This window comes from Peribacillus sp. FSL E2-0218 (assembly GCF_037992945.1).
Classification (GTDB): domain Bacteria; phylum Bacillota; class Bacilli; order Bacillales; family DSM-1321; genus Peribacillus; species Peribacillus simplex_B.
In genome coordinates this window covers 666626-692659 of the sequence record NZ_CP150304.1, presented here as the reverse complement: position 1 = coordinate 692659, position 26034 = coordinate 666626, and the positions used below count along the sequence as shown (strand labels likewise).

General features: G+C 42.4%; 27 protein-coding genes and 1 riboswitch. Of the genes, 4 read left to right on the top strand and 23 right to left on the bottom strand.

Going from position 1 to position 26034, the window contains the following annotated elements; genetic code table 11:
- Positions 1–89: 89 nt before the first annotated feature.
- The 7 genes from MHI53_RS03295 to MHI53_RS03265 form a co-directional block, all read right to left on the bottom strand.
- Entirely contained in the window at positions 90–368 is a 279-nt protein-coding gene (locus tag MHI53_RS03295) for a glutaredoxin (protein ID WP_061143582.1), read from the bottom strand.
- 17 nt (positions 369–385) lie between these two features.
- Complete coding sequence (locus MHI53_RS03290; protein WP_340372748.1) at positions 386–1720, bottom strand: LLM class flavin-dependent oxidoreductase; 1335 nt, start codon at positions 1718–1720, stop codon at positions 386–388.
- A 53-nt stretch (positions 1721–1773) separates the two neighbouring features.
- The gene (locus MHI53_RS03285; protein WP_061143584.1) at positions 1774–2796 is read right to left on the bottom strand and encodes an LLM class flavin-dependent oxidoreductase; all 1023 of its coding nucleotides are present in this window, start codon (positions 2794–2796) and stop codon (positions 1774–1776) included.
- A 141-nt stretch (positions 2797–2937) separates the two neighbouring features.
- A complete protein-coding gene (locus MHI53_RS03280; protein WP_061143632.1) occupies positions 2938–3840 on the bottom strand; it encodes a LysR family transcriptional regulator in 903 nt (300 codons plus the stop codon).
- A 405-nt stretch (positions 3841–4245) separates the two neighbouring features.
- Positions 4246–4389 (bottom strand): hypothetical protein, encoded by a 144-nt coding sequence (locus MHI53_RS03275; RefSeq protein WP_185113127.1) that lies wholly within the window; start codon positions 4387–4389, stop codon positions 4246–4248.
- 39 nt (positions 4390–4428) lie between these two features.
- Positions 4429–4662 (bottom strand): heavy metal-associated domain-containing protein, encoded by a 234-nt coding sequence (locus MHI53_RS03270; protein ID WP_340372747.1) that lies wholly within the window; start codon positions 4660–4662, stop codon positions 4429–4431.
- A gap of 16 nt (positions 4663–4678) precedes the next feature.
- Positions 4679–5011, bottom strand: a complete 333-nt coding sequence (locus tag MHI53_RS03265; RefSeq protein WP_260320295.1) for a DUF1641 domain-containing protein — start codon at positions 5009–5011, stop codon at positions 4679–4681.
- 136 nt (positions 5012–5147) lie between these two features.
- On the opposite strand from MHI53_RS03265, the gene MHI53_RS03260 reads away from it, so the two are divergent.
- The gene (locus MHI53_RS03260) at positions 5148–5366 is read left to right on the top strand and encodes a hypothetical protein (RefSeq protein ID WP_061143586.1); all 219 of its coding nucleotides are present in this window, start codon (positions 5148–5150) and stop codon (positions 5364–5366) included.
- A gap of 314 nt (positions 5367–5680) precedes the next feature.
- On the opposite strand, the gene modB is transcribed toward MHI53_RS03260, so the two are convergent.
- The 15 genes from modB to MHI53_RS03185 all read right to left on the bottom strand — a co-directional run bounded on the left by modB (position 5681) and on the right by MHI53_RS03185 (position 20371).
- Entirely contained in the window at positions 5681–6337 is a 657-nt protein-coding gene (gene modB, locus MHI53_RS03255) for a molybdate ABC transporter permease subunit (protein WP_061143587.1), read from the bottom strand.
- 47 nt (positions 6338–6384) lie between these two features.
- Positions 6385–6777, bottom strand: coding sequence for a hypothetical protein (locus tag MHI53_RS03250; protein ID WP_340372746.1), 393 nt, complete (start codon positions 6775–6777; stop codon positions 6385–6387).
- 114 nt (positions 6778–6891) lie between these two features.
- Positions 6892–7233, bottom strand: a complete 342-nt coding sequence (locus MHI53_RS03245; RefSeq protein ID WP_061143588.1) for a DUF2294 domain-containing protein — start codon at positions 7231–7233, stop codon at positions 6892–6894.
- Position 7234: 1 nt separating this feature from the next.
- Positions 7235–7657 (bottom strand): phosphate-starvation-inducible protein PsiE, encoded by a 423-nt coding sequence (locus MHI53_RS03240; RefSeq protein WP_340372745.1) that lies wholly within the window; start codon positions 7655–7657, stop codon positions 7235–7237.
- 357 nt (positions 7658–8014) lie between these two features.
- Positions 8015–8494, bottom strand: coding sequence for a DUF1641 domain-containing protein (locus tag MHI53_RS03235; protein ID WP_061143590.1), 480 nt, complete (start codon positions 8492–8494; stop codon positions 8015–8017).
- A gap of 16 nt (positions 8495–8510) precedes the next feature.
- On the bottom strand, positions 8511–11465 hold the full coding sequence (gene fdhF, locus MHI53_RS03230; RefSeq protein ID WP_061143591.1) for a formate dehydrogenase subunit alpha: 2955 nt from the start codon (positions 11463–11465) through the stop codon (positions 8511–8513).
- A 320-nt stretch (positions 11466–11785) separates the two neighbouring features.
- Entirely contained in the window at positions 11786–12019 is a 234-nt protein-coding gene (gene moaD, locus MHI53_RS03225; RefSeq protein WP_061143592.1) for a molybdopterin converting factor subunit 1, read from the bottom strand.
- Between the two features lie 6 nt (positions 12020–12025).
- Entirely contained in the window at positions 12026–12487 is a 462-nt protein-coding gene (locus MHI53_RS03220; protein ID WP_061143593.1) for a molybdenum cofactor biosynthesis protein MoaE, read from the bottom strand.
- Between the two features lie 24 nt (positions 12488–12511).
- Entirely contained in the window at positions 12512–13804 is a 1293-nt protein-coding gene (gene glp / locus MHI53_RS03215; protein ID WP_340372744.1) for a gephyrin-like molybdotransferase Glp, read from the bottom strand.
- Between the two features lie 17 nt (positions 13805–13821).
- Positions 13822–14838, bottom strand: a complete 1017-nt coding sequence (locus MHI53_RS03210; protein WP_340372743.1) for a MoeB/ThiF family adenylyltransferase — start codon at positions 14836–14838, stop codon at positions 13822–13824.
- Positions 14839–14995: 157 nt separating this feature from the next.
- Positions 14996–15478: a cyclic pyranopterin monophosphate synthase MoaC gene (gene moaC, locus MHI53_RS03205; RefSeq protein WP_340372742.1), complete on the bottom strand. Its 483-nt coding sequence runs from the start codon at positions 15476–15478 to the stop codon at positions 14996–14998.
- A 49-nt stretch (positions 15479–15527) separates the two neighbouring features.
- Complete coding sequence (gene moaA / locus MHI53_RS03200) at positions 15528–16544, bottom strand: GTP 3',8-cyclase MoaA (RefSeq protein WP_061143597.1); 1017 nt, start codon at positions 16542–16544, stop codon at positions 15528–15530.
- Between the two features lie 52 nt (positions 16545–16596).
- Positions 16597–17385: a formate dehydrogenase accessory sulfurtransferase FdhD gene (gene fdhD / locus MHI53_RS03195; RefSeq protein ID WP_340372741.1), complete on the bottom strand. Its 789-nt coding sequence runs from the start codon at positions 17383–17385 to the stop codon at positions 16597–16599.
- A gap of 99 nt (positions 17386–17484) precedes the next feature.
- The gene (locus tag MHI53_RS03190; RefSeq protein WP_340372740.1) at positions 17485–18549 is read right to left on the bottom strand and encodes a P-loop NTPase; all 1065 of its coding nucleotides are present in this window, start codon (positions 18547–18549) and stop codon (positions 17485–17487) included.
- A gap of 448 nt (positions 18550–18997) precedes the next feature.
- Positions 18998–20371: an amino acid permease gene (locus MHI53_RS03185; protein ID WP_340372739.1), complete on the bottom strand. Its 1374-nt coding sequence runs from the start codon at positions 20369–20371 to the stop codon at positions 18998–19000.
- Positions 20372–20859: 488 nt separating this feature from the next.
- Positions 20860–20938: riboswitch (glycine riboswitch) on the top strand.
- Between the two features lie 178 nt (positions 20939–21116).
- Here MHI53_RS03185 and MHI53_RS03180 point away from each other — a divergent pair.
- The 3 genes from MHI53_RS03180 (at position 21117) to MHI53_RS03170 (ending at position 24312) form a co-directional block, all read left to right on the top strand.
- The gene (locus MHI53_RS03180; RefSeq protein WP_340372738.1) at positions 21117–22454 is read left to right on the top strand and encodes an amino acid permease; all 1338 of its coding nucleotides are present in this window, start codon (positions 21117–21119) and stop codon (positions 22452–22454) included.
- Positions 22455–22639: 185 nt separating this feature from the next.
- Positions 22640–22840 carry a DUF3311 domain-containing protein gene (locus MHI53_RS03175; protein WP_061143602.1) on the top strand — a complete coding sequence of 67 codons (201 nt, stop codon included), beginning with the start codon at positions 22640–22642 and terminating at the stop codon, positions 22838–22840.
- The gene (locus MHI53_RS03170; protein WP_061143603.1) at positions 22837–24312 is read left to right on the top strand and encodes a sodium:solute symporter; all 1476 of its coding nucleotides are present in this window, start codon (positions 22837–22839) and stop codon (positions 24310–24312) included. Before MHI53_RS03175 ends, MHI53_RS03170 begins: the two co-directional genes overlap by 4 nt.
- A 228-nt stretch (positions 24313–24540) precedes the next feature.
- Here the strand turns inward: MHI53_RS03170 and argH are convergent, their stop codons facing one another.
- The gene (gene argH, locus MHI53_RS03165; protein WP_340372737.1) at positions 24541–26025 is read right to left on the bottom strand and encodes an argininosuccinate lyase; all 1485 of its coding nucleotides are present in this window, start codon (positions 26023–26025) and stop codon (positions 24541–24543) included.
- Between the last annotated feature and the right edge of the window lie 9 nt (positions 26026–26034).

Sequence of the window (26034 nt, the reverse complement as noted above, 5' to 3'; positions counted from 1 at the left end):
ATCCAAACAAGAATAGTCGGAATTATATCGCGATTTATTCATTCACCTGTTCAAGACCTTTCTATCTGCTGCTGATTCAGGAATCTAGGTTAAAATGCTGGATTTTTGTGATGGTACCGGTCAAGTGCTTTTTCAAGATGGGGGATGCCGACTTCTGTAACGGCCTCATAGACGTTCCCCCGCCCGATTTCAATAATGGGCACATACCGGACGCCATATTTGATTTCTAAAATATCGCGCCGTTCATCCTGGTTGGTAACATCCACCGTTTGATACGCAATGTCCTTTTCCTTTAAGTATTGTTTAACATCCTCGCAATAGTGGCAGCCTTGTTTTGACCAAACGACGACAGATAGCTGTTCTCCCATTTCATATTCCTCCTTGATTATTGATTGATTTTTTCTTTCGCATAACGATTTTCCGGGAACGGAAGCCCCAGGTTGCCCCTTAATGTATCTGCTTCATATTCAGTACGATATATCCCCTTTTGTTGAAGGATGGGAACCACATGGAGAACAAAGTCATTCAAAGCGTTCGGGACACTTGAAGCAAAGATGAATCCGTCCGCACCCTTCTCTTCGAACCATTGCTGGATCAAATCCGCCACTTTCTCTGGAGTTCCAATAAAGGGAGTACGGGGTGTAGCTTCATTAAGGGCCACTTGTCGGAGCGTCAAATGTTTCTCCTTGGCCTCCTGCTTAATTCGATCGGTCGTACTTCGGAAACTGTTTTTTCCGATGTCCCCGAGATCCGGGAAAGGGGCATCCACATCATATTGCGTAAAATCATGATGATCAAAGTACCGTCCCAAGTAATCGAGCGCCTTATCGACGGAAACAAGATTAGCAAGTTCTTGATATTTGTTCTCTGCCGCTTCATCAGTTGCACCGATGATCGGGGCGATACCCGGAAGGATGACGATATCATCAGGGTTTCTCCCGAATGCAATGGCCCTTTTTTTAACATCTTGATAAAACTTCTGCGCCTCTTCCAAAGTTGGATGACCCGTAAAGATTGCATCCGCATCTTTGGCAGCAAGATTTTTGCCGTCTTCGGATGATCCAGCTTGGAAAATGACCGGACGCCCCTGTTTGGATCGAGCAATGTTAAGCGGTCCCTGTACAGAGAAGAATTCTCCTTTATGATTTAATTGGTGCATTTTTGAAGGCTCAAAAAACTTACCCGACTTTTTATCCCGGATAAACGCATCATCCTCCCATGAATCCCATAAGCCTTTAGTGACCTGGATATATTCTGAAGCAATCCGGTACCGTTTGGCATGATCGGGATGTTCTTCAATGGTTTTGCTATAGTTCAAGGCTGTACTCTCAAGAGGCGTAGTAACAAGGTTCCATCCCCCTCGTCCATGACTGATATGATCAAGTGAAGCGAATTGCCTTGCTACAGTAAATGGCTCACTATACGAAGTTGAAACAGTACCGACAAGCCCTATCCTTGTCGTCACAGCTGAAAGTGCGGACAAAAGAGTAAGTGGCTCAAATCGATTCAAGAAATGGGGAATCGATTTCTCGTTGATATATAAACCGTCAGCGATGAATAATAAATCAAACTTTCCCTCTTCGGCCTTCCGAGCCTGCTCCGTATAAAATTCGATACTGACACTGGCATCTGCTTGAATGTCAGGATGCCTCCAACCAGATATGCTTCCTCCAACTCCATGAATAAGCGCTCCTAATTTCAACTTTCTCCGCTCAGACATCCATACTCCCCCTTTTATTCTTTTTTGCTTTTACATCCCTGTGAGTGAAGAAATCAACTTGGGCTCGTTACGTGTTTCCCTTCAGGTAAGGCTAATTGGAGCGGACTCAATAATTGGAAAGATCGTAATCTTTCTGCTTCTTTTAAAACCGGCGTATGCAAGATGAACTCATCTGCCCCGTACTTTTCATGTAAATTTGTTAACTGTTCTTTTACGTATGTGGGAGTCCCGGCAATGATAGTGGATTCCTGTTCTTCAATTTCGTATGATTCCCCAGCCTGCTTCCCGAATATTTCCGCTTGCTCGAGTGTTTGGACCGTCACTGAACGACCGCTTCTGAGATGGACTTTCACTATCTTTTGATCACCGATTAATTGGGTTGCTTCTTGCTGTGAAGGAGCGGCAATCACGGCAACCGATACCTTAAAGCTCCCAGTCGGAAAGATGCTCCGGTAAATGCGTGCAGCATCATCGAGTACAGTCTCATTGCTATTGATAAATCGGGCAAATACATAGGCGATACCAAGGTTGGCGGCTAGCCTCGCACTGTCAGCACTGGCACCAAGCAGGAACATTTCAGGTTTTATGGACGGAAGCGGGGTCGCTTGAACGCCTGCAAGAGGGTGGGTATCATTGATCGAATTTTCAATTATTTCTTGCAAGAAAGATAACCTCTCTTCAAAATCTTTTCCATCATTCACGGTACCATGCTGCAGCGCCTTCGTGGATAATGGGAGTCCCCCGGGTGCCTTTCCGATGCCAAGGTCCACTCTGCCAGGTGAAAGATTTGATAGCACATGAAAGTTTTCCGCCACTTTATACGGACTATAATGCTGAAGCATGACACCTCCCGACCCTACTCGAATCGAATGGGTTTGGGCTAAAAGATGCGATATCAATACCTCCGGTGAGGATCCCGCCAAGGTTTCGGCATGATGATGTTCCGAAACCCAGAAACGGTTATACCCCCACTCTTCTGCATGCTTAGCCAGGTTGATGGTTTGCTGTAATGCATCAACTGCTGTAGAACCGGGAAATATCGGACTCTGATCTAAAATGCCAAGCGTATAACTCATATTTTCTCTCCTCCGCTTTAATTCCGAGTTAATTTATACGATTAATTGATTTTGTATATCCTATCACCAGAACATGCGGATGGCAATGGTTTTACCAATAGAAAAAAATATGGCATCGATAGAAAATATCTATCGATTCGATTATAACGGTGAAGGATGATGGTTTTGTTCAAATTCCTGTATGGAAAAAAGGATGTCATTCCATAATAAAGGAGCCTCCAACCCCTGATTTAAGTGAGTAAGATAGATGTGCTGCTTGATCTTGATTAAATGGGATACATCCACTTCAACCAACGTACCCTCTTCCAACTCCTTTTTAATGCATAAATACGGCAAAAACCCGATACAGCTTCCGCTAACAATCAATGATTTCGCCACTTCGAGGTGATTAACCTGAAATTCAAACCGCGGCTCCACGTTAGAGACTTCAAATATTTTATGAACCTGATTCCAGTCAAACGCACCACACTCAAAAAACACGAGCGGCTCCATTGCTAATGTCTGCACAGAAAGCTCGGTTTGAACTTGAAAAGGATGTCCCGGATATACGACTAATCGAATCGAATTATCAAGCGTCTTATGATTTTGCAGCCCACTATGTGCAACATCTTTCATGAAGGCTATATCAACCTGTTTCCGAAGCAATTTATCCATTAATTCCTCATTTGTTGCTGATATGAATTTAAAGCGTAAATCTGGGTTTTTCTCTTTCCAAAGAGGAAGCGCGAACGGAATAAAGTATTGCGATGTAATGATATTGGCCCCAATCGTTATTTCCTCCAAATCACTTCCTGCCTTCAGCTGCTTTTTCCCTTGTTGGAAGGTGCGGATGATTTGCTCCGCAAATGGAATGAAGGCTTTCCCTTTTTCGGTTAAAATGATTCCCCTCCCTTGCCTTTCGAATAGTTCTGTATCGAGTTCCCCTTCAAGCGTCTTAATTCTTGCCGATACGGTTGGTTGTGATAAAAACATCGCCTCTGCGGCTTTATGAAAGCTATTAAAGTGAACGACATACATAAAAGCTTCAATATGATCAATATTCATGCCTTCGGCTCCTTTTTTTAAAATGAACACAAATAGCCCCTGCTCGCTTATCGCGCTCAGGAGCTTTCGGTTGTCCAATCAGCCCATCTTATAATCTTGTTTATCCGATTTTAATCTTATAAATCAAATAAGTAAAGTATGAATTAATATGAAAATTTCCTATGAAGGTAAGAGGATATTCGGTCCGCCACCGCTGACAGATGAGGTTTTCATTAAAACAACATAAAATGGAAAGAGCAGAAATGCTGTTAAATTAACATTTCTGCTCTTTCCCATCTATTAAATCCATTTCAGCTTCATCCAAAATTCTTATCCGCCATTCAGTCTCGATCTCATTCATCAATGCGTTATTCAACTCTATTTTCGCTTTGTCCCCTGAATCGAGAACAAGGTATCAGATTTTGATTATGTTTGCTCAATAAAGGATCGGGATGCGAACCTGCGCTCGGTTCTGCAGGTTTCACATAAATGAAGGATCCTCATTTGTTCTTGACCATTACCGTCTTGATCTAATTCCTCTTTTGCACCGCATACTTCACATACTTTCATTGTCCATCTCTCCTTTATAACCAGATTCGATGAAGATGGCTACTCTTCTTTCATGTCGAATCCCGTATCTTTCACAGCCTGAAGAAAATCAATTGGAGAGGCTGCTTTCTCATCATAACTAAATGTAGCCAGCTTGTTTGCCAAGCTTACTTCAACATCCCTTACACCCCAGACTTCATTCAGTGCATGAAGAACTTTATTAACATCATTCTCATCTCTCATATCTTCCACTTTAAGAAATCCATTTTCCACTTTAAGAAATCCATTTTCCACTTTACCATGCTCCTTTTTAGTGTAACTCTCGCTTATCTCCTTGGAATGCCTCCCCCATTCCTTCCAAAAAGCCTAACATCGTCGACAGGGAGGTTCTTATTTCCGGATTTCTAATACTATTTCCTAGTTGCCATAAGCTCACTTTTTCATCTTTATCTATATTCTCTGCCAATTTTTCCAAGCCGTGACTCACTCCATTCAGTACCGTTTGTAACTGCTCAGGATTCAATTGGCCAAGAAAGTTAAAAGCATTCATCCCATTCTTGATTGTATTATGCATATTAGGCTGATTGAGCTGTTGAACGGCAATCACCCCTACATCAACACGTTTTTCCAGCAGCCCGTTCACGGTATTCAAAACACCCATTTCCTTATAGTTAGGTGTGTGGGTTACTGTATCATGATAAGGGCATAAGAAAACGATAAAAGGGGTAATCTTAGAAGGGATTATGTTTTGTAATTATGACGAACGAAGGGTTTGAATAGTGGAAAAAGAAATTTTATTTCAGCGGGTACATAATATGATTATTTCTTCAGCTAAAAAACCAAAATACACAGCCCTCTCTACCGTAAAGATTGCTGATCTATTTGGTGTAAAGCCTGATGTCATCGAAAACATGTTACAGGAATTAATTAATGAAGGACGGTTGCAAAAGTCTAAATTGAACGATCCGCCAAATTACGAAATATATTCATTACCTTGAGCGGAGTGGATTTCAAGGGAAGTAAAGAACAGGGGATGGATCCTTTTGGGATATTGGTAGAGGGCTGCACTCCATACAAAAACAGATTGCAGCGAGTGAAGGGAAAAACTCTCCAAATAGGTTATCCTGGCAGCATTGCCCATCATTCATGGAGCGATCCTTAACCTGGTGCACGATGTTTCGATAATGACCTTACGTCACTGGATGGAACAGGCATTTCAACTTTGCCATGCGGAAAAGAGCCAGGTTAGATCCGCACTACTGGTCTTTCACTTCAGAACTTCGCCTCATTAATAAATAGAGGAAATCCTATTTCACTTCTGTTTGATTTGTACTAGAAATAACATGATAAACGATAGGACTACCATTAAAAGAACCCATAGCCAAGCTAGCGTCATATTTCCAGTGTCAATGGCCACATATATGGCTGTCGGTACCGTTTGCGTCTTTCCCGGTATGTTCCCGGCGACCATCAAGGTAGCACCGAATTCGCCCAGTGCTCTGGCCATGCTTAAAACACTTCCGGAAATGATCGCTCTAGAAGCCAAGGGAAGTGAAATCAGGAAAAAAACTTGCCATTCATTTGCCCCAAATACTCTTGCAGCAGCTTCAATTTCATGATCTATTCCCTGAAATCCAATCTTTGCTGACTGGTACATTAAGGGAAATGCCACAACGATGGATGCGAGAACAGCGCCCCACCATGTAAATAGAATCGATTGCCTAAAAACCAATTCCAGTGCTTCCCCCACCACACTCTTCTTTCCCAACGCAATCAGCATTAAGAATCCCACAACCGAGGGAGGTAGGACCAATGGAAGCATTAAGATCGTCTCTACTATAACTTTTCCTTTAAAATTATTAAGTGACAGCAGTCTCCCCGCTAAAGTACCTAAAATAATTACAGCTGCACCAGATATCATCGTGATTTTAATTGACAACAGTACGGGTGTTAGAAACGCTTGGAACATGTATCCTCCTACTTTGACTAGTAATAATGATTTTCGTACTCTAATACCTAGTACCTCTTAAGAAGTTGATTTTTGGTTTCAAAGAAACTCCTCTCAATTTCCTTGCTATCCAACCGAAAAACGGAAGGTATCCCTAAAAACAATGCAAATAAATGTAAATACCAATCTTTATTACTTTTTCTCGTGCCTAAACACTTAAATATTTCTTGAAATTGAAATCTTTCATGGGCAGCGGCGATAGGAACTGCACCAAAATATTTCAAAACAAAATCAAATTCCAGCTGAACCGCTAACTCTAACATGTCGTTTAGAGTATCAATGTAACTTTCAATGTTTTTTTCTTTATAAAGTTTTATAAAGTCGTTATTCACTTTCGAAACAAGTGACTCAATCCCGATTTCGGTTTTCTCCGTCATCTCTATCATTTTTTTTATATCCATTGCCTCTCCGCCTTCATTCGGTAGTTGAATCATTTCCTTCTCAAAAACTATATCTGGACAACTCAAAATATCCCTTACGCACAAAAGAGATATTTTTGATGGGAATTTTTTTAGTTAACCTTGAACAGGCTTATCAAATACATAAATCGTCATCGCTGTATCTATGTCCAAATCAATATCTGTAAAGATGCTCACAATTTTTGCATTCACCAAATCCTCGATTTTTTTCAGGACCGTGGGATTTTTATAAATTTGCTTTACTAATTTTGTTCTTGCTTCATGGACCATCCTTTGTCCATCTCTTGAGCTGATCATAAAATTCTCTACATTCGTCAAATTGCCTTTCATCTCACTAATTGCCCAATTGTCTACAAAACGTGTATGAATCTCTTTTGGTCCATTTCCTACATATTCTTTACGTATCTCACGAATTAACATATTAAATTGATGTTCCATATCACGATATCTCCCTTCTGAATCTTTTAATTTTTTGTCCTTCTGGTGAAGGTAATAGTATATAGCTGATTGTGAGCATGAGAATTACGAGGGACAGCCATAAATTTTGAAATGAATTCCCATTATTCACTATAATGAACCGGATCGTCGCTGTAATTCCGATATATAAAAGGTATCTTAGCGGGAAATGGTGACTTTCTTTAAAATACGTTAAAATCATTGAAATGAATCCGAAATAAAGGAAAAAAACCAAAATCTTACTGAACGTTCCATGAACATCACCATTCTCCAGCAAGATATCACTTAAAATGTAATATAGTTCTCTAAAAAGAAAATAAGTAAGGATAAAACTAAGAATAATTAATGCGATATTCAATACTATTTGATAAAGTTTGATCAACGATTTTCCAGCTGATTCAACCATCTGTATCCCCCATCTTCGTAATACCACTCCTACATGATTTTTTCCTTTCATTCACTTTCATTTTTCTAATGTTGTCCTGCCTACTGTCGTTTCATGGATCATATGAAATAAAGAACATACCCAAAGAGTTCCAAAATAAAAAGTCCATGGGCATGTACTAGAGCAGTTTCATTTTTTTTCTGATACAGAACGTTTTTAGCTATCGAAAAGTTAGGGATGCCCGACGAGGAATAAGGATCGACCATTGTACATTCATTCTGTACTTCGTCCCCAGAAATCATACTATTTACCGGCAGGAATGCGGACCTTCCTAATAAGGCAAAAGAGAAATTGAACAAGTCCTTTGCACTCATTTAGTTATTTTTTCAGGCCTTCACCCAGCCCCTTCACTAAATCAATAGTAAACCTCATAACTCGATTCACATCGGGGTCTCTTAGCAGCTTCACTAAATCAAAAACACCGACTTTTTTGTTTGCCCGGAATCCTTCCTCTGCTCTTTGAAGCCCTTTTGATAAGCCCCCCACTAATTTTTGTGTTGTCTCAGGGTCCAATTCTGTCAATACTCCAGCGGCAGCCATCGCATTATTGAGCGCATTAGTTACAGGCGGACGCAACATTTGCCCTACTGCAATTTTAGCTACATCTTCTTTTGCCTCAACCAAATTATTGATTGCCCCAAGAATTCCACTATCATGGAGTTCCTGGAGCAGTTTGATGGTTTCTTTAATCCCATCGGAATTTCGCGATATATCCTGCAAAACGTTATCAAGCTCCTGGCTTTGCTTTTCTTTTTCAGTAAACACTGGTTCTTCTATTTTCGTAATTGGTTTTGCCATTACATGTTACCCCCTATCACTTTCTATCTGCTGTTATATTCAGGTCTGCAATCGGCTCATAATCTTCACGATCCCATTTACGTTCAACCTGCACACCGAGCTGTGGATTTCGCTTAGCATACCGAGGGTTGTATAAAGGAAGCGGTTTGCTGCCCTTGACATTAATTAATTCCATTTTCACTTTTGTCTGTTTATACGCTGGTGTTTGTGTTCGAACATCGCCAATGCTTCCAGTTAATAGATTAATCGCATTTTCATGGCTTACTGAATGCATCGGTACATATAGCTCTTTTCCTTGCACTCGATCCGTCACCACTGCCCGAAGTTTGATGGCACCATATGGTGACACAAGACGTACTAAAGAACCGTCCTTAATACCGCGTTCTTTGGAAAGTTCCGGTGAAACCTCTACGAATACTTCAGGCAATTTATACTGAAGCCCCTTGGATTTGTTAGTCATATTTCCTTCATGGAAATGTTCCAAAAGTCTCCCGTTATTCAACGTAAGATCAAATTCCTGTGCAAATTCAATAGGCGGCACATATTCGACAAGAGAAAAACGAGCTCTTCCATCCGGGAAGTTATAATGGTCCGTATAAAGAAGAGGCTCATCCGTACCATCTTTTTTCACGGGCCACATTAAACTTTTCCATCCTTCAAGCCGTTCATACGATACCCCTTCAAATAGCGGCGACAGGCTGGCAATCTCATCCATGATTTCGCTTGGATGATCATAGTTCCAATTGGCACCCATATATTTTGCCACTTGCTGAATGATCCACCAATCCGGTTTGGAGTCGCCTAATGGATCAAGCACACGGTACAGACGTTGAATGCGTCTCTCCGTATTCGTGAATGTACCATCTTTCTCCAACGAAGGAGCTGCCGGTAAAACGACATCTGCAAATTGAGCCGTTTTCGTTAAGAAGATATCTTGGACGACAAAGAATTCCAACTTGCCAAGCGTTTCATGTACATGATTGGAATTTGAATCCACCCAGGCCATATCCTCTCCCATTAGATACATCGCTTTTAATTCACCATTCTCCACTGCTTCTAACATTTCAATGTTTGTTAGCCCTGGCTTATCAGAAATACTCACTCCATATGATTGTTCAAACTTTTCTCGCGCCATGTCATCCGATAGACGTTGATTTCCTGGAAGCCACTGTGGCAGGGTACCCATGTCACATGAACCTTGCACATTATTATGGCCACGAAGAGGATAGGCCCCTGCACCATGGCGGCCAAAGTTCCCTGTTACCAATAAAAGGTTAGCGATGGCTGCTGATGTATGAGATCCCGAAACGTTTTGTGTGACGCCCATTCCCCATAAAATACACGTTCCATCCGCTTTATGAATCATTTTGGCTGTTTCAATAAGCTGTTCTTTTGGAAGGCCTGTTATTTCTTCTGCATATTCAAGTGTGTATGTTTCTAAAAGCCCAGCATACTCACTATATTGATTTACATGTTTTTCAATGAATGCTTCATCATGCCAGCCTTGATCGATGATGTACTTAGCAATGGCCGTTATCCATACATAATCCGTTCCTTGTTTTGGATGCAGAAACAAATCGGAGCGCTCGGCCATTTCGTGTTTTCGAAGGTCCGAAACGATTAATTTTTGTCCGTGTAATTTCTTGGCACGTTTTACCCGAGTAGCCAACACCGGATGACCTTCAGTCGGGTTGGCACCAATGATGATGACAAGGCCTGCACTAGCGATATCTTTGATCGTACCGGAATCGCCTCCATATCCTACTGTCGAAAGCAATCCATCCGTGGCAGGAGACTGACAGTATCTTGAACAGTTGTCAATGTTGTTTGATTCAAATACTTGACGGGCTAGCTTTTGCATAAGATAGGCGTCTTCATTTGTTGTTTTAGAGGAGCTTACAAAGCCAAGCGCATGCCCTCCGTAGGTTTGTTTAAATGCACCCATTTTTCCCGCAATCAATGTTAAGGCTTCATCCCATGTAGCAGGGACAAATGCATCGCCTTTTCGGATCAAAGGCGTTGTAAGCCGTTGTTCACTGTTTACGAAGTCCCATCCGAATTTCCCTTTCACACAGCTTGAAACGCTGTTGACAGGACTATTTTCAGTTGGTTCCACTTTTAAGATTTCCCGTCCTTTTGTCCAAACCTCGAATGAACATCCTACGCCACAAAAGGTACAAACCGTTTTTGTTTTTTTTGTACGTGTATCACGCATGGCCGCTTCCACTTCCGATAGGGCAAAAATGGTTTTATAATCCGGTTCGACCTCTTTAATTAAGTCAACCATAGGGTCTAATAAATCTTTTGGAATGGCTGTCATGAGCCCAGCTTCGCCCAACATCGATTTTTCCATCAATGCGTTACACGGACAAACGGTGGCGCACTGTCCGCAAGAAACACAAGAAGATTCATTGATCGATTTGCCGTCATCCCACACGACACGTGGAATCTCACGTTCCCAGTCAATGGATAGGGTTTCATTGACCTGCAGGTCTTGGCAAACTTCCACGCAACGACCACAAAGAATACATTGATCCGGATCGTATCGGTAAAATGGATGTGACATATCCGCCTCATATCCTTTTTCCCGATATGGGCGGGTTTGATGTTCAATTTCCAATAATTCGGCTGTGTTATGAACACGGCAATTTCCGTTGTTGTTATCACAAACCGTACAATAAAGTAAATGGTTCTCCAAAATGCGATCCATTGCTTCCATTTGTGAAGCCTTGGCCAATTCTGAAGAAGTTAATATATTCATCCCAGCCTCGATTTCCGTGGAACAGGCTCTCATGATTTTCCCGTCAATTTCGCACATACACGTATCACACGTTTGAATGGGCCCTAATACTTCTGAATAACAAATATGTGGATGCTCTATTTCCATCTCCAAAAGATAATCTAGAATTCGAGTCCCCTGTTTCACTTCATGTTGCTGTCCATTAATTTTCACTCGGACTGTTTCTGCCATTTTAAAATCTCCTATTCTAAAAAAATCAAAAAAGCCCGCCATAAAATAGAGTGTGCACGAGTCATGCACATTCTATTTTATGGCGGGCTAATAACTAAGCAGTTTTATCTACTTGTAATCCATCTCACCACAATATTAAAAGAAAAACAGGATATGACGGCAAGTTGTCGTACCTCATATCAATGATTTCCTTATACGTTTCTTCATATTTCATTATAATACTTTACATAAGTAAGCTCAATAAGAATTCCCGACTATTCACGTTTCATAAAATCCAAATTGCACCAACCCTTTCCTGGTACATGGTTTTTGATAGGTTCTCATCCACCGCTTACCGGGGGGATAAAGGCAACTGTATCTTGATCTTTTATCATTTCCTCATCTGTTACGAAGCTTTCGTTAATGGCTGTCATGAATGGCTCGAAAGATAAAAGCGGATACTTGCTTTCAAAATATTGTTTTAGTTGCAAAACGGTTATCCGATCTTTTTTTATTATTATCCGATCTAATCCGATTACTTCCCTTATTTCCGCAAAAAATAAAACTGTAATCATTTCTTATCACTCCTTACTCGGCTTTCCTTCCGGATATTCAGCGGTCTCTAATTGATTTCCAATCCACTTCGTCCCGTCTTCCCAAAATTCCTTTTTCCAAATGGGGACGATTTGTTTAATTCGTTCTATGCAATATTCATTCGCTTCGTACGCTGTTTTCCGGTGTGGGGAAGAAACAGCGATAACAACGGCTATATCCGTTATTTCCAACTTGCCTATTCTATGAGTGATGGCAACCAAGGCATCCGGCCATTTATTTTTGATTTCATCCCCGATTTGACTCAACATTTTTACAGCCATTGAATCATACGCTTGATATTCAAGGGACAACGTTTTCCTCCCTTTGGTCAATTCCCTGACGGTTCCAATGAAAACCGTAATGGCTCCTGCTTCCCTTCTGGAAACCAGGTTCGTTACCTCGTCTGCAAATATGGGGTCACGGACTATTTTAAACATCGTTCGTTCCACTTTTTTTACCACCTCATGAATGTTCTACGACCTGTATGATGGGACAATGTCATCCCAAGGCCATGCACTGCCTTGTACGTCTTCCAATAATAAAACATCGACAGCCATTCCCTTTTGATACCCTCGCGTGCCTCCTGGAAGGACGATGAATACATCCGCTCCAGCTAAAGAGGATACGGCACCAGATTTATTGAAACCCGAAGGCGAAGCCAATAGCCTGCCTTTATCATAGGCAAGCGTTCCCCTTATCAATCGGGTAAACGGGTTGGGCTTCGTAAAGTCCTCTCCTAATGATGCCGCTTCTTTTTTGAGGTGTGGCCGATCATTGAATAAGTGAATCCGGATCATAGGGCGAACGAATAATTCGAATCCAACGTAACAAGCAGACGGATTGCCCGATAATCCGAATAATAGCTTCCCATTCAATTGCGCTACCGTCGTTACACTTCCAGGCCGCATCGCCACTTTATTAAAGAGGACCGTAGCTCCCAATTTTTCGTAAATCGCCGGTAGATGATCATAGTCCCCCACCGATACACCTCCGGTAGTAATAAGCATATCAACATCGGCCAGGGCGTTTTTGACAGCCATGAAGCAACTATCGAAATCATCGCTCAATTTCCCGAGATACTTGACGTCCCCTCCGGCTCTTTCAATTTGCGAAAGCATCATATAGGCATTGCTATTCCTGATTTTTCCGGGTTTAAGCTGTTCACTTACTTCAAGCAGTTCACTTCCAGTGGCTATGACCCCTACGACAGGCTTTTGGGCAACAGGTACCCTGCTATATCCGAACGTTGCCAATAGTGCCGAAATGCCAGGATTGATGTAGGTACCTCTTTTTGCCAAGATGGTCCCTTTTGTTGTATCTTCTCCTTCAAAAGAGATGTTATCTCCTTTGTTGAGGGAACGTTTAATTTCAATGAACTTCTGATTAGATTCCGTGAATTCCTTCACTAATTCAAGCATGATTACCGCACTGCAGCCCTCGGGAATTTGAGCACCGGTCATGATCCTGACTGCTTCAAATGGTCTGACTTGTCCATCAAAAACCATACCCGCACCTATTTCGCCCACCACTTTCAATGACACGGGATGATGGGTTGTGGCAGTTCTTGTATCTTCGTATCGAATGGCAAATCCATCATATGGCGAGCGATCGAATGAGGGCACATTATGATCGGCTATCAGATCTTCTGCAAGAAACCGGCCATAGGCCTTTTCAAGCGAAATCAATTCCTTCACGCCATTCTTGGCGTATTGCGTTACTTTACGTACACATTCTCCTATAGGAATCGGGGTTCGTTTTTCTACCATACCTTTCACTCCTTCCATTAGCCCAACAGACGATAATAGAGATTTTTGGCGAGCTGGATATCATTCGTTCCATGAACAAAAACACGTCCATCACCAAATATAACCAGGCGATGATTTTGAAGCTGGCAAGACAATAAATAAGGATTTCTAGAAACCTTTCCATGAGCTTTTAATCGGTTTTCCATTTGATCGAAGCTATATTCAATACTTTTGGCAGGTCTGATTTGAACGGTATTCCGCCCGCATAATACTTCTGTTTTCGTCTGGTTTTCATACGATAAATACGGAAACGTTCTAGCCGTTCCGCAGGTTGGGCAGCCTTCTTTTTGGATTTTCCCTGATTTAATGGAGTAATGCTGGTTGCTCCAGACATCAAATGTCAAAAACGTGTTTCTAAGCGATGAATAATCACCGACAAGAATTTTTAACGCTTCGGCTATTTGATAAGCCGAAACAATTTGCACAGCCGGGCTAATGATCCCTGCTGTATCACATGTAGCACCGCCACTCGGCACCTTCTTCAGGATGCATTGCAAACATGGTGTCCTGGCAGGAATGATCGTGTACGTGGCTCCGTAGCTTCCTACACATGAACCATAAATCCATGGAATGTTTAACTTATGTGAAAGATCATTTAAAATGAACCGAATGTCAAAATTGTCAGTCCCATCTATCATGACATCAACGCCGCGTAACAAGTCTTCCAAATTTCCCGGTCTTGCATCCAATACAAGCGCTTCGATTTCCACTTCTGAATTGATTTTCTTCAGATGCTGTCCGGCAGCTACCGCTTTTGGAATTTGTCCTTTTGCATCAGTTTCATTGTATAACTGCTGGCGCTGCAAATTACTCCATTCAACATAATCTCGATCAATAATTGTCAGCTTTCCGATACCTGCTCGCACTAAGGCTTCAGCACCGGCACTGCCCAATGCCCCAGCACCAACAATCAGTACATGCTTATTTCTGATTTCTTCCTGACCCTTCGGTCCTATCTGCTTGAACAGCTGTTGCCGTGAATAACGATCAATCAACGAACTCGCCTTCTTTCCCACGAATATCCTTTATTTTATCTCTCAAAGGTCCAACCCATATCGGCAGCACCCTTTCATCAACGCCGGAGCCTGGTGATGTTGAAGTTATTTTTCAATATTAATAACTTAGTATAATGAAAAATTCGTATCGCAATCATCATTCATGAAAGAAGTCCCCGCTTTTCCCACCCGTTTTTTGGACTAAAAATGTTTCCTTAATGACCATGGTTTTATCGACGGCTTTACACATATCATAAAAGGTAAGGGCAGCAACGGATACGGCAGTTAATGCTTCCATCTCGACTCCTGTTTTCTCATTGCAAATCACCGTAGCTCGGATGATCAGATCATAGCCTTTGTCACTTTTTTGATAATGGAAGGTAAAGTTACTTCCTTGCAGCATGATTGGATGGCACATCGGTATGATATCGGCTGTTTTTTTAGCAGCCATGATTCCGGCAATCTGTGCTATTTGGAGCGGATCGCCTTTTTTTATTAATTTGTTTTCAATCGCATCGAATAGTTCATTTGATAACGCAATCGTACTTTGAGCAATAGCTGTACGTGATGTAATTTCCTTTTGGGAAACATCGACCATCTTAGGTCTTCCTTCTTCATTCCAATGTGAAAAGTTGCTCATCATTTGCCTCCTTCGTATGTTAAGAAGCTATTTAAAGCGGAAGATGCTTTTATCCGCCAATATGAGACATCTCTACCTTTGAACTTCTTTTTGTACTTTCTCCACTTGCTCGTTCGTCAGAATAACGATCACCGCGATGATGCCAAATATCCGTGATTTTATCGGTAATCACCTCATCCGAATCTTCAGAGCGGAGCAAATGACGAAGATCATAACCATTTGATGCAAACAAACATGTATATAATTTTCCTTCAGCGGAAACCCGAGCCCTTGAACAGGTGGAACAAAATGAATCGGTGACAGAAGAGATGATTCCGATTTCTTGATCACCGTCCAAATAGCGATACCTTGTTGCCACTTCCCCTACATAATTCGGCTTGATTCGTTCAAGCGGCATAACTTTTCCAATTCGATCCAAAATGTCCTTTTTGGTCATTACCTCCGCCATTCTCCAACCATTAGAATTTCCTACATCCATATACTCGATGAAGCGAAGTGTATGTTTATTTTCTTTAAAATATCTTGCCATTGGTACGATATCTTGATCGTTTTTCCCTTTTTGGACGACCATATTCACTTTCACGTTCAACCCTGCGTCAGAAGCTGCCTGAATGCCTTCCAACACTCTCCCGACCTTGCTCCTGTTTCCATTTAACTGGGTGAAACGTTCATCATCCAAGGAATCAAGGCTGACTGTCACCCTTCTTAACCCAGCAGCAAATAAGAGGGGGGCAAATTTTTTAAGAAGAGATCCGTTCGTCGTAATGCCAATATCCTCTACTCCAGCAAGCGAATTCAGACGTTGAATCAATTCTGGAAGATCCTTGCGTAATAGTGGTTCTCCTCCTGTAATACGTATTTTCGTTACACCTAAAGAAACAAATATACGGGTCAATCGCTCCATTTCATCAAAAGACAGAATTTTATCCGAAGCTAAAAAAGGATAATCAGGCCCAAAGATTTCTTCTGGCATGCAATAGCGACAGCGAAAATTACAACGATCCGTGACAGATAGACGCAAGTCTTTCAACGGACGTTGTAATTTATCCAAGATAACTTCTTCCACAATCCTCAGCTCTCTTCCATAAGATTGAAAATCATATTATTCTTTACCTCATTTATAGAATTCGTTCTGGACATGTATATATATTAAATGATCGATTTCGAATAAAGCCTACTGTCGTAATTCCCAGGCCTTCTGCCAACTCTAGCGCCAATTCGGTTGGAGCGGATTTTGACAGAATTATTTCACAACCAATTTTTGCGACCTTCAATAAAATTTCCGAAGAAATCCTCCCGCTGAATACAATAATCTTATTTCCGATCGGGATGTCATTTTTCAAGCAGTAGCCGTATATTTTATCCAACGCATTATGCCTTCCTATATCCATTCGGCTAAGCATGAAATCTTCCACATCACATAAGGAGGCGTTATGGACCCCTCCTGTATCCTGAAAAATAGTAGCTGAATCTTGTAGGTTCCTCATCAAACGCAGGCAATCATCCGGGGAGATCTTCACCCGGATATCATCCATTTTCTTGGCGGTCAAAGCATCATTGACAAAAACGAACCCTTGCCTGCTCATCCCGCAGCAAGATGTAATGTAACGCTTGTTCTGGAAGCTTTGATAATAAGGATTCAGCTTATCAATTTTCACATGTACATACCCTTCTTTTTCTTGAAACCAAATGTCTTTAATCTCTTCATATTTTTTGATGATCCCTTCAGATGCCAAGTAGCCGATGACCATATCTTCAATGTATTCCGGTGTACAGACCATCGTAACGAATTCCTGTTCATTGATTTTTACCGTAACAGGATATTCTGTGACAATTACATCCTCGGCACGTTCAATATGCCCGTTCGCAAATTTCAGGATTTCCCTTTTCCCCACCGTTGGTTTCATATCATAAATCATCCTTAAAATTATATTCTTCTTAAAGAATTCCATACTTTTTCAGTGGCGTGATACATTGACCATTCTGCTATATTTACTGAAGCAGAATCAGTGCCTTAAGACTTGTTCTCTATGAATGAGGTCTTCAGCTAGGGACGTAAACATTTCTCCCGTAAGCGATTCTTCATCATATACATTGGAATGATTATTTTCCTCTCGCTTCGCAAAAGGTATTCTGGCAATGACTTCAGAATCAATCTGGCGGGCCAGCATATCACCGCCGCCCTTTCCGAAAAGGTAATTTCTAGAACCGTCTTGCTCTTCATAATAAGACATATTCTCCACGATACCCAGTACTTCATGTTTTGTATGTTTTGCCATGGCGCCTGCTCTGGAAGCAACATAAGAGGCGACATTATGCGGAGTCGTGACGATGATTTCCCTAGCCTGAGGAATCATCGCGGCTACATCAATCGCTACATCTCCCGTGCCCGGAGGTAAATCCAAAAGAAGATAATCCAATTCACCCCAGTGTGTATTCGCAAGGAAATTTTGAATCCATTTATTGAGCATCGGCCCTCTCCACATGACCGGATTGTTATTATCTGTAAAGAATCCCATCGACATAATTTTAACACCATTACTACTAACTGGAATGGCCGTTTTATCAAGCATGGTCGGTTTTTGTTTCACATCCATCATGGCTGGAATACTGAATCCATATATATCAGCATCTAAAATGCCTACTTTTTTACCCATACGAACCAAGGCCGTGGCAAGGTTCACGGTCACCGTCGATTTCCCCACGCCCCCTTTCCCGCTCGTCACAGCAATGAATTGAACTCCTGAATCCGGCCGCAGCATGTTGGGCATCCCCGTCTCTGTTGAAGCATTTTGTTTCAAGGTTTTCGTCAATGCAGCACGTTCTTCTGGTGTCATGGAACCAAAGGTCAATGACACTTCTGAGGCGCCTATCCCTTTAAGGGAATTTTCGACATCCTCTTTGATTCTTGCCTTTAAAGGACATCCGGAAATCGTTAATACCACTTCAAGTTCGACATTTGCACCGTTTATTTCAACATTTTTTACCATATTTAAATCCACGATACTTTTATGCAATTCGGGATCTTCGACGTGTTTCAGTGCTTTCATAACTTCTTCGTGCGTCAGCATTCCTATCACTCCATTTTTAATATTAGCGTCATTATCATTATGGCCAAACGATTTTTGGAAAAAGATTCAAACATATGAATATCAATTAAGAAAGGAGGGAAACAAAAAAGCCCATCATAAAATAAATTGTGTACAAGTTCATACACAGCCTATTTTATGACGGGCTAATGACTAAGCAGCTTTACCTACCAGTTATCCATCTCATCACGTAAAATAAATATAAAAATCAGGATATAAAGGCAACTTGCGGTTACCCAATATCAATGAATTTGTAATTTCATTATAATACTTTCGATCTATAAGCTCAATAACAAATTATGTACATTATTATCTGGATTTTCTTAATTCCATTCCTTTGGTGATTACACCTGAATTACAAACCCATGCTTCAGGCAGACATCAAACAAGCCCACTCCCTTTTAGAAGAGTGGGCTTTTATTGACTTATCCTAAATATCGTCATCCTGTAAAGGCGTTCGTTTATCCATTTTCAGCAAGTAATAGCTTGCTGCGACCAAGGCGAGGAAAATGATCCCGACAAGCAGGGAAATCCGGGTGCTCGGATTGATCCACATACCGACAAGAACCATCAGTAAAAAGGCGATCGTCGCATAGTTGCTGAAAGGGGCCAATGGCATTTTGAAGGGATGTTTCTCCATTTCAGCGGCATTTACCTTTCTGAATTTCAGCTCACTGATGAGCAGGACAAACCATGGGATCATCCCAGGTAAAACACTTGCACTGTACACATAAAGGAATACTTGAGGCGGTGCAAGGTAGTTCAGGATAACGCCGATGCCCAAACCTAATAGGACGGCAATCGTACAATAGGCCGGTACGCCACTTTTCGATACTTTTGCAAAGATTTTTGGTGCTTGTCCGTTTTGGGCTAGCGTGTAAAGCATTCTCCCTGCACTGAAAATCCCGCTGTTGCAGCCAGACATCGCTGCCGTGATCACGACAAAGTTAATGATTCCTGCCGCTGCCGTGATACCTATCTTTGCAAAGGTTGAAACGAATGGACTGCCTATCTCATCCAGTTGATTCCAAGGAAAGACCGTTACGATGACGAAAATGGCGCCGATATAAAAAATTAAAATGCGCCATATGATTGACTGAATTGCTTTTGTAACCGTCTTCGTAGGATCTTTTGCTTCACCGGCCGTGATGCCGATGAGCTCAACTCCTTGGTAGGAAGCTACGACTAGGGAAAGCGCAAAGAAAAACCCTTTCCAGCCTCCAGTGAAGAAGCCGCCGTTTGACCATAGATTTGATAACCCAATGGCATCCCCTCCATTTCCGATTCCGAAGAAAATGAGGCCGATACCAGCAATGATCATCAGTACAATCGTAATGATTTTTATGAGTGCGAACCAAAATTCGAATTCACCGAAAGATTTTACGGATATGAGGTTGGCAGCCCCCAAAATGATCATGGCAACAACACCTGGAATCCAAGCAGGGAACTCAGGGAACCAGTACTGCATATACAAGCCAACGGCAATGATCTCGGACATCCCGACGATTACCCATTGAAACCAGTTGCTCCAAGCAGTCATATAACCTGCCAATGGATGAATATAGCTGCTCGCAAAGGTTGCGAAAGAACCTGTAGTCGGCTCCATATAAAGCATTTCCCCCATGGAACGCATGATGAAAAAAATAAAAATACCTGCGATGGCATAAGCAAGCATTACGGAGGGTCCAGTCCATTTGATCGTGCTCGCCGATCCCATGAATAACCCGACCCCGATGGTTCCGCCCAAGGCTATCATTTGAATGTGACGTGCCTCCAGCCCTCTCTTCAATTCCTTGTTTGACATGATTGATTCCTCCAGGTGCTTTTTCTATGCTCACACTAACTGACACTCTATTGATCTCATTTCGTTTAAATATTGTATAACACTTCAATTTCATTTTCTTATCTTATAATAGTAAATATTCAGTAAAAATACAAATGTATTTTTGAAGAAAACAGCTGGCAAAAATATCTTTTCAATTTCCCCACCCTAAAACTATCATTTTAAAAAAATGTTAGTCGATATTTCATGATAGTGATTATCCAAAAGTGGCAGGTTTTCTTGGAGCTCGTTTCAATGTCCGGTTATAAATCATGATCTTAAAACTGCACTCAAGCTCCTGCCGATACGAAAAATAATTTGTTGACCGAGGGGGTAATAAATGTTAGAATTCGAATATTATTTTATAAGCATAATGAATGGTTTATCGTGAAGGCACCCCCTTCACCGACAAACATTTGCTGACAACCGCATACAAGCAAGCGATGAATGCTATGGATGACACTATAGCAGGAGCAGCTTCTGGAGAGACTGTACAAGATGCAGCGCCGAAGGATTCACAATCTCAGGCAAAAGGACAGAAGAGTAACGAATGATAAATTGTTATTCTGACCTTTTAAGAGATTGGTATTTTCCAATCTCTTTTTTTAATGTTCACTTTTGTGAAGGAATGTAAAAAACAAGGCGAAATTTCACGTCCCTCTCTCCAATACCGTGCCGGCTTGAAATAATTTTCCACTACTACTATGAAAAGATGGGGGCTTACGGAATGGCTAAACAGGAGTTAAAAAGAGATTTACAAAATCGTCATGTTCAATTAATCGCAATAGGAGGAACGATCGGAACCGGTTTATTTTTGGGATCTGGAAAAGCCATTCAATTGGCAGGTCCATCCATCATCTTTTCGTATCTAATCATAGGTATAGCCTTGTTTTTTGTCATGAGGGCTTTAGGTGAGCTGCTCTTATCCAACGCAGGTTATACATCATTCACCGAATTCGCTACCGAATATGTCGGCCCTTGGGCTGGATTCGTGACCGGATGGACCTATTGGTTTTGTTGGATCATGACCGCAATGGCCGATATCATTGCCGTCGGTGTCTATATGCAATACTGGTTCGATATCCCTCAATGGATTCCGGCTCTCCTATGCCTTGTCATTTTGTTAGGATTGAACCTATTGACCGTCAAGCTATTTGGCGAATTGGAATTTTGGTTTGCCATCATTAAGGTGATCACGATCATCGCCATGATCATCGCAGGAATCATTTTGTTGATCATCGGCTTCAAGACAAGCACGGGTACGGTTTCCGTAACGAATTTATGGAGCCATGGGGGCATGTTCCCCAATGGCATTTCCGGTTTCCTTTTGTCTTTACAATTGGTCGTCTTCTCCTTTGTCGGTGTCGAATTGGTTGGGGTATCTGCAGCGGAAACGGCGAACCCCAGGAAAAACATTCCGTCTGCCATCAATAAAATCCCTGTCCGGATTTTATTGTTCTATGTAGGAGCCCTATTCGTCATCCTGGTTGTGAACCCTTGGACGCAACTGGATGCAACGAGCAGCCCATTTGTTGAAGTTTTTGCGTTAATCGGCATTCCTGTCGCTGCTGGAATCATCAATTTCGTTGTGTTGACATCTGCCGCCTCCGCATGCAACAGCGGATTATTTTCAACGAGCCGCATTCTCTATACGTTAAGCAGGAATGGCGAAGCCTCTGCCAAACTGGCCCATTTAAATAAACAGGCTGTTCCAAGCAATGCCTTATTCACATCGACGATCGTTGTCTCATTGGGGGCTTTGTTAAGCAAACTGATACCGGAACAGGCCTTTACCGTCGTGACCACGATCAGTGCCATCTGTTTCATTTGGGTATGGAGCATCATCTTGATCTCCCATATCATATATACGAAAACACGGCCTGACTTAAGAGCCAAATCGACTTTCAGGGCACCCTTGACACCCTTCATCAATTACCTGATCCTAGGTTTATTCGCGTTCATCCTGCTCGTCATGCTATTCGCTGAGGCTACACGACTCTCACTGTTGATGACGCCGATCTGGTTCATCGTCTTGGCGATGCTTTACAAATATAAAAAACGATAACGAAAAGGATGAAGCCTTGGACTCATTGGAGCTCAAGGTTCAATCGTCCCTTGACAGTGCCACATAAATATATAAGCGTCCACATTAAATTTTATATCAAAATAGTGTAAGCTATATATCATCGGCCGATTGCCTAAAAAAGATGGCAGACGCTTCACTTTATATAAAACGGAGGGGTTTGTTTAATGAAGATGATCTATATCCTTACACTAGTACCTTTTATAGGCATACTAGGATTCCTGCCTTTTGTGAATAGAATAGAGCCATATGTATGGGGACTGCCCTTCAATATGTTCTGGATGTCGATGTGGGTTGTCCTTACATCGGTGATCTTGGGCATCATGTATAAGCTGGATCCAAGGAATCGCGAAGGTGACCAGGAATGAAGAGCTCCCTTTTCATTATTTTAGCATTTTTACTTTTAGCCATATTTCTAGGCATTCGCTCCTCCAAAGGAAAAGACATGAACCTCGAGCAATGGACGGTCGGCGGACGCGGGTTCGGGGCGATCTTCGTCTTTTTATTGATGGCTGGGGAAATCTATACGACCTTCTCCTTTCTTGGCGGCAGCGGCTGGGCCTACGGCAAAGGTGCCCCCGCCTTATATGTTCTCATATACATCACATTGTCTTACGTATTATCCTATTGGCTCCTTCCTGAAATATGGAAATATGCCAAAGAAAATAAACTGATGTCCCAATCCGACTTTTTTGTTAGCAAATATCAAAGTCCCGTCCTCGGCATACTGGCGGCGATTGTCGGTGTGGTTTCGATGATTCCAGTGATCGTCGTGCAGCTGAAGGGTTTGGGGATCATTGTATCCGAAGCATCTTATGGTGGCATTTCCATGTCTGCGGCGGTTTGGATGGGAGCCATCAGCCTAACCATTTATGTCATGATATCCGGCATACACGGATCTGTCTGGACTGCCGTCATTAAAGATACCTTGATGATTGCCATCATAGGCTTCTTGGGCATTTATTTGCCCATTCATTACTTTGGCGGTTTTCAACCGATGTTCGAAGCAGTCAATGCAGCCAAGCCCGGTTTTCTGAAGCTTCCTGACGAAGGGCTTAGCGTATCATGGTTCATCTCCACGGTAACCTTGCTCGTGTTCGGTTTCTATATGTGGCCGCAAGTTTTCAGTGCGGTATATTCAGCGCGCAGCGGGAAGATCTTTCGAAAGAATGCCATCATCAGCCCCATTTATACACTCATGTTACTATTCGTGTTTTTCGTGGGGTTCACAGCCATATTGAAAGTGCCCGGGCTCGTTGGTGCAGATGCCGACCTCTCCTTGCTCCGCCTTTCGATCGAGACCTTCGATCCATGGTTCATCGGCATAATCGGCGGAGCGGGGTTGCTGACCGCATTGGTTCCGGGATCGATGCTATTGATGAGTGTCGCTACGCTGCTCGCGAAAAACGTCTATAAGGAAATTGCCCCGGCGGCATCCGATAGGCACATTGTAAGATTGGCAAAATTCCTTGTGCCCGCCATAGCCCTTATCGCCGTCTACTTTACCTTGAACGGAGGCGATACGATGTCAGCACTGATTCTCATGGGATACAGTTTCATTACACAGCTCTTCCCGTCCCTTCTCTTTAGTTTGAAAAAGAATAATCCCATCAATAAATATGGTGCAATTGCCGGCATCATCAGTGGGTTGGCCATCGTCACCTGCATTACGGTCAGTCATTCGACAATTGGAACCTTGTTTCCATCCTTGCCGCAAGCGGCGAAAGATTTGAATGTCGGAATCATTGCCTTGGCGGTCAATTTCCTGGTGATGTTCCTAGTAAGCCTTGCTTTCAGTAAGAGGTCCATGCAGGCAGAACCTAATATTAACAAGATTTGAAGCAACTACTAGCAAATATGACACGAAAGGCTCAGTCACAAAGACTGGGCCTTAGACTGTACTATAAACGTTCCTTATAAAGGCTAAGTTGAACTGGATGCCCACGGCTGACCAAAAGGCTTCTATCAAAATGTTAAAACTGAGTGGATTGGAACGGCCTAAACAATATACCCCGAAGCGCAGACAGTCCTTGATCATTACCCTTACCCCACATCTTGCTTGATAACTTCAATAATCGATCAAGGCCTTCCTTCGGTCATTTAAAGCGTTGATTTTTTCGTTATATTGCTGCATCTCTCCTTCTAGTTTTTGTTTTCTATCCACTACCATCCTCGATACTTCTTTTGGGCTCGGTCCGCCCTGGATGCTCCTTATCTCGACAAAGTATTCGGGAGAGATGATTTTTTTCCATTTGTCTTCTGCTATATGAACTGAAACGAATTCATTTATCATCTTGTTAATGTCCTTGGTGTCCCAGTCATATAGCTCTTTTCCTTCGCTTAACGAACGTTTTGCGATATGACTGGCTATCGAGTGGGCTTTTCTGAAGGATATCTTGTGCTCCCTTGAGAGCGTATCCGCCAATTCAGTAACGGTTATACTGGATTTTGCCGCCATTCCCTTCGTATGTCCTTCATTTACTTTCAAAGTGGCGATGACGGCATACATAAGCTTCATGACACGGCCCGCATTCGAAAAAGCCCGGTATAAATGCGGCTGTAAATCATCTTCCGTATCGACGATATCCCCAAATGGCGTATTGTGGATCATATTCATGGCAGCTAGGGCATCCCCATACGCACTGCTTGCAATCGACCGGGAATGTTCAATGGAGACAGGATTCCTTTTTTGCGGCATGATGCTGCTTACTTGGACATAGGGATCTGCCACATGAAATGTACCAAATTCCCTTGTCACATGCTGCAGGAAATCCTGAATCCATCTTCCGGCATCAACCATGCACGTCATGATCGCCGTCGCGGTTTCCACCAAATAATCGGCACCGGCGATCGAGTCATAGGAATTTTCAATAATCGAATCGAAGCCAAGCAGTTCGGCAGTCCGATCCCGGCTGATCGGAAAGCCGGTCGTGGTCAATGCAGCGGCACCAAGGGGAGACTGATTCACCGTTTCGTATGCTGCCCATAGCCTGCCTGAATCTCTTTGAAGAACATCATGAATGGCCAGAAAGTAGTGGCCTAATGTTGTCGGTTGGGCAGGCTGAGTATGCGTGTAGCCGGTTATATAAGTTTCTACATGCTTCTCTGCCTGCACGAGGAATACTTCTCGCAATTGATCCACATGACCAATCAGTTGGAGAAGGCGGCCTCTTAATACGAGCCTGTACATCGCGACCCCCATATCATTGCGACTGCGGCCGATATGGATTTTACCCGCCAGCTCATGGCCGATTTCCTCTCCGATTTTTGCCTCCATCATGAAAAATAAGTCTTCGAATTGCGGTTGATAGTTCAGCACGCCGAGTTCTGTTTGAGCCACTTTCCGAATGCCCTCCAACATGATGGTCGCTTCACTTTCCATAATGATCTTTTGCTCTGCAAGCATGATGACATGTGCCCGATGAATATCGAACATGGCATGAAATAAGTAATCTCTTTGATCATTAAAAACAGGCATCAGAAGCTCTTCCGCATATGTTTTTCCAGGAAAAGCACTGCCTTCATTTTTGATAAATTCATCAAGCTTACCCATCTTTGAACC

Coding starts and splice junctions, on each gene's coding strand:
- MHI53_RS03295 (WP_061143582.1), bottom strand. CDS start 368: ATGGGAGAACAGCTATCTGTCGTCGTTTGGTCAAAACAAGGCTGCCAC.
- MHI53_RS03290 (WP_340372748.1), bottom strand. CDS start 1,720: ATGTCTGAGCGGAGAAAGTTGAAATTAGGAGCGCTTATTCATGGAGTT.
- MHI53_RS03285 (WP_061143584.1), bottom strand. CDS start 2,796: ATGAGTTATACGCTTGGCATTTTAGATCAGAGTCCGATATTTCCCGGT.
- MHI53_RS03280 (WP_061143632.1), bottom strand. CDS start 3,840: ATGAATATTGATCATATTGAAGCTTTTATGTATGTCGTTCACTTTAAT.
- MHI53_RS03275 (WP_185113127.1), bottom strand. CDS start 4,389: ATGAAAGTATGTGAAGTATGCGGTGCAAAAGAGGAATTAGATCAAGAC.
- modB (WP_061143587.1), bottom strand. CDS start 6,337: ATGTTCCAAGCGTTTCTAACACCCGTACTGTTGTCAATTAAAATCACG.
- MHI53_RS03250 (WP_340372746.1), bottom strand. CDS start 6,777: ATGGATATAAAAAAAATGATAGAGATGACGGAGAAAACCGAAATCGGG.
- MHI53_RS03245 (WP_061143588.1), bottom strand. CDS start 7,233: ATGGAACATCAATTTAATATGTTAATTCGTGAGATACGTAAAGAATAT.
- MHI53_RS03240 (WP_340372745.1), bottom strand. CDS start 7,657: ATGGTTGAATCAGCTGGAAAATCGTTGATCAAACTTTATCAAATAGTA.
- MHI53_RS03235 (WP_061143590.1), bottom strand. CDS start 8,494: ATGGCAAAACCAATTACGAAAATAGAAGAACCAGTGTTTACTGAAAAA.
- fdhF (WP_061143591.1), bottom strand. CDS start 11,465: ATGGCAGAAACAGTCCGAGTGAAAATTAATGGACAGCAACATGAAGTG.
- moaD (WP_061143592.1), bottom strand. CDS start 12,019: ATGATTACAGTTTTATTTTTTGCGGAAATAAGGGAAGTAATCGGATTA.
- glp (WP_340372744.1), bottom strand. CDS start 13,804: ATGGTAGAAAAACGAACCCCGATTCCTATAGGAGAATGTGTACGTAAA.
- moaC (WP_340372742.1), bottom strand. CDS start 15,478: ATGAGCAACTTTTCACATTGGAATGAAGAAGGAAGACCTAAGATGGTC.
- fdhD (WP_340372741.1), bottom strand. CDS start 17,385: ATGAAACCAACGGTGGGGAAAAGGGAAATCCTGAAATTTGCGAACGGG.
- MHI53_RS03190 (WP_340372740.1), bottom strand. CDS start 18,549: ATGCTGACGCACGAAGAAGTTATGAAAGCACTGAAACACGTCGAAGAT.
- MHI53_RS03185 (WP_340372739.1), bottom strand. CDS start 20,371: ATGTCAAACAAGGAATTGAAGAGAGGGCTGGAGGCACGTCACATTCAA.
- MHI53_RS03180 (WP_340372738.1), top strand. CDS start 21,117: ATGGCTAAACAGGAGTTAAAAAGAGATTTACAAAATCGTCATGTTCAA.
- MHI53_RS03175 (WP_061143602.1), top strand. CDS start 22,640: ATGAAGATGATCTATATCCTTACACTAGTACCTTTTATAGGCATACTA.
- MHI53_RS03170 (WP_061143603.1), top strand. CDS start 22,837: ATGAAGAGCTCCCTTTTCATTATTTTAGCATTTTTACTTTTAGCCATA.
- argH (WP_340372737.1), bottom strand. CDS start 26,025: ATGGGTAAGCTTGATGAATTTATCAAAAATGAAGGCAGTGCTTTTCCT.